Origin of the sequence: Moorena sp. SIO2C4 (assembly GCF_010672485.1) — a bacterium.
Taxonomy (GTDB): domain Bacteria; phylum Cyanobacteriota; class Cyanobacteriia; order Cyanobacteriales; family Coleofasciculaceae; genus Moorena; species Moorena producens.
Genome location: NZ_JAAHGN010000978.1, coordinates 1 through 2,894, shown reverse-complemented (window position 1 = coordinate 2,894; position 2,894 = coordinate 1). Strand labels below are relative to the sequence as shown.

4 protein-coding genes are annotated in these 2,894 nt (G+C 42.5%); 2 read left to right on the top strand and 2 right to left on the bottom strand.

The annotated features are described in order from the left end of the window. Positions 1 to 235: 235 nt before the first annotated feature. On the top strand, positions 236 to 418 hold the full coding sequence (locus F6K20_RS32345; RefSeq protein WP_131826918.1) for a hypothetical protein: 183 nt from the start codon (positions 236 to 238) through the stop codon (positions 416 to 418). Positions 419 to 719: 301 nt separating this feature from the next. On the opposite strand, the gene F6K20_RS32340 is transcribed toward F6K20_RS32345, so the two are convergent. After that, complete coding sequence (locus tag F6K20_RS32340) at positions 720 to 965, bottom strand: hypothetical protein (RefSeq protein ID WP_131826919.1); 246 nt, start codon at positions 963 to 965, stop codon at positions 720 to 722. Between the two features lie 286 nt (positions 966 to 1,251). On the opposite strand from F6K20_RS32340, the gene F6K20_RS32335 reads away from it, so the two are divergent. Beyond that, positions 1,252 to 1,530 (top strand): hypothetical protein, encoded by a 279-nt coding sequence (locus F6K20_RS32335; RefSeq protein WP_008189253.1) that lies wholly within the window; start codon positions 1,252 to 1,254, stop codon positions 1,528 to 1,530. Positions 1,531 to 1,714: 184 nt separating this feature from the next. Here F6K20_RS32335 and F6K20_RS32330 read toward each other — a convergent pair whose 3' ends face one another. Beyond that, positions 1,715 to 2,758: a hemolysin family protein gene (locus F6K20_RS32330; protein WP_287253520.1), complete on the bottom strand. Its 1,044-nt coding sequence runs from the start codon at positions 2,756 to 2,758 to the stop codon at positions 1,715 to 1,717. Positions 2,759 to 2,894: the final 136 nt, after the last annotated feature.

Below are 2,894 nucleotides of genomic sequence, written 5' to 3'. Positions count from 1 at the left end.
ATCTAAGGTTTCGTCTCTTGCCTTAATCATAAAGTTTTAACCCTTTACCCATAGCCGACTAACCATAAAGGCTGCCCCAGCGAGGGATTGCTCGCTGGGGTAACTTCTGACCGTGTCGTTAATAAAGCTTATCGTTCGCGTAGCGTGGCCTACGGCCTTGTATCCAAAAGCAGTAGCTGGAGTTGGTAAGAAGCCCGCCCTGTCCCGTTAGGGCAGCGTCGGGAGATGTCACGTAGTGTTGATATTCCCCAGAGTGTGTTCCCGTAGCGGCTCTTCGAGAGCATCGCATTTATCCCACTGGCGATGCGCGATCGCACTCTGGGGAATGCTGTTGGTTATTACTCGCTTTCGGGGTACTGATCCTGAACCCAATGGTTCACCCTGGTGGTTGTCGGTTACTGGAAATCCCTCTAATTAAGTTTTCTATTAGATTAGCCCAATCCTTTAATATATAGCGCTACAGTTCAATAGTCGTCCTGTCAGGTAAATATATTTCGCAATAGTTCTCAATCATGATATTAAAGCATTAAAAATGTCTATTTGATCAGCTTGATCAGCTGGCTTGGGGCAAGTGATTGGGGAAAACGCTCCTCGTCTGAGGCAATCCCTATGCCCAAAAAAAAAGAGAGCCACGTTTTTGACTCTCTCGATCATCAGGGTGCATCTACTAATTAAAATTTATCACAAATGGTGAGGGGTGTGACCCCTCATAGCAAAAATCAGCCAAATGGCTGATACCAATGGGCTAAATACCTGTGGGATATTACCTGTCCGATATAGAGTATATTGCCCTTTTGGCTTATTTTTGCCTCAATTTCACCGGATAAGCCCAAAAATAGTGTCCTAAAGGCTATCCGATCGGACAGAAATCCAGATTCGTAATAATTCAAGGTGATGTGGAATTGGTCAAGGGGATTTAGAGCAAATTGACATAAGCGATCGCTTAATGGCAGAGATGATCTCAAGCTTGTGCCAGTGGGAAGATAACTAAAAACTGAGGTCGATACTGATCACTCAGTAAAGGCGCACAAGCATGGATCTGTATAGTGGATCTGTATATTAGTAACCAACAGAAGACTCTGTTGACTGAAGTGATGCTCTAGAAAAGACTTGAAATCCTAGGTACTTGAGTTGTGGAATCGTTCATTCGCGAAGGGTGGCCCACGGCCAAGGTTTTGATGAAATTTCCTGAAACTCTAGATTTCCTTAAGTAGTGGGTATTAGACTTAACTTAAGGTACACCCTTGTCTGATGAAATTTGCTACTATTGCCCAAGCTAAGAGAATAATAATCTTTATACTAACGTTTTGCTTAAGTGGGTGTTTTCCTCAACTTGATCAACTATTCAGAAATCCATCTTGTAGGAAAGCTGAAGAAGTTGTCAAAACAGCCCAAAATAAATTCAATAGTATAGTTTTTAATTTGACGCTAGAAAGTCCCGATCAAGAGACAATTGAAAAGCTATACTCACAACTTCAAATTCTTGAAGAATCAGAAGAAAAAGCTTATCAAATATGTCAAAAAATCTAGTTTTTTAATTTATATAGCTTGGTTTAAAGGGAACAGCGGATCTGGGAACAGCGGATCTGGGAACAGCGGATCTGGGAACAGCGGATCTGGGAACAGGAAAAGGATAGCAGCAATGCATCGCTTTTTTTATCAATCATCTGTTTACATCTCAAATAAAAATTATCTCTTTATTCTTTTCCGAAAACTAATCCTGATCAAGACCATAAGATTGCAACATTTTTTCTCGCCGTTTACGAGCAATTGCTTGTAGATCAATGTTTCGATCGGTCTCATCAACAATTTCACCGGTTAGCACCTCCAGTACATCCTCCAGGGTGACTACACCAGAAACACCCCCATATTCATCCAGTACAACCATCAGATGTTCACGGGTTTGCTGAAAGGTTTTCAGTAGCTTATCAGCCCGAACAGTTTCAGGGACAAAGCGGACTTGACGAATCAGAGAAGCAAGGGGTTGGTTATGTTTTTCTTCAATGATTGCTGTGAGTAACTCATCTTTGAGAGCAATTCCAATAACTTTATCAATAGAGTCTTCAACCACAGGCATCCGGGTGTGAGGCGAAGCAATAATGCTTGGTTTAGCGTCAGCCAAAGTGGTATTACCATGTAAATAGGTGGTTAGGATTCGCGGCGTCATTAAATCAGATGCAGTCAAATCATTTAACTGAAATACTCGTTGGATCATTTCTGCTTCATCATCTTCAATCACCCCTTCTTGATACCCAACCTTCGCTAAAAACCGGATTTCCGCCTCATTGGTGGTAGGAAGTTTTTGACCTTTAGTAAACGGAGCAGTAATTTTTTCCATCAACCACACCAGAGGGGTAAACACAACGGTTAAGAACCGAACTGGTAGAGCCACGAGTAGGGCGATGTTTTGGGCGTAGATCTGACCAAGGGTTTTCGGGACAATTTCCCCAAATACAATAATGAGAAAGGTAAATAGACCTGAAAAAACCCCCAACCAAGCCTCTCCTAAGACCCTAGCAGCAAGGGAACCAATTACGATGCTGCCAACAATGTTGAAGGTGTTGTTGAGAATAACAATGGTAGCTATGGGCCGGTTCATGTTTTTGCGAATCGCCAGTAGTGCTAACGGTGTAGGCTTGTTTGACTGCGCTAACTGTCGGACTTTAACGATAGGCACTGAAAACAAAGCCGTTTCTGCCATAGCACAGATGGCTGAACCCAACAGAACAATAAGTACTGCGATAATGACTTCAAACATGTTGACACTCCCCGTCCTATAAGGACGGGGATTCTTACTTCAACGAGCTGTCTTGCCAAACCAGGTCGGAACCAGGAAAGGTAGAGAACAATTCTCCATAAGAGTTTAGATATTATAGATCTAGGTTTCGGTGTGA

Excerpts from the sequence above, each read along its gene's own strand:
- F6K20_RS32335 (WP_008189253.1), top strand. The coding sequence starts at position 1,252 with ATGAAATTTGCTACTATTGCCCAAGCTAAGAGAATAATAATCTTTATA.
- F6K20_RS32330 (WP_287253520.1), bottom strand. The coding sequence starts at position 2,758 with ATGTTTGAAGTCATTATCGCAGTACTTATTGTTCTGTTGGGTTCAGCC.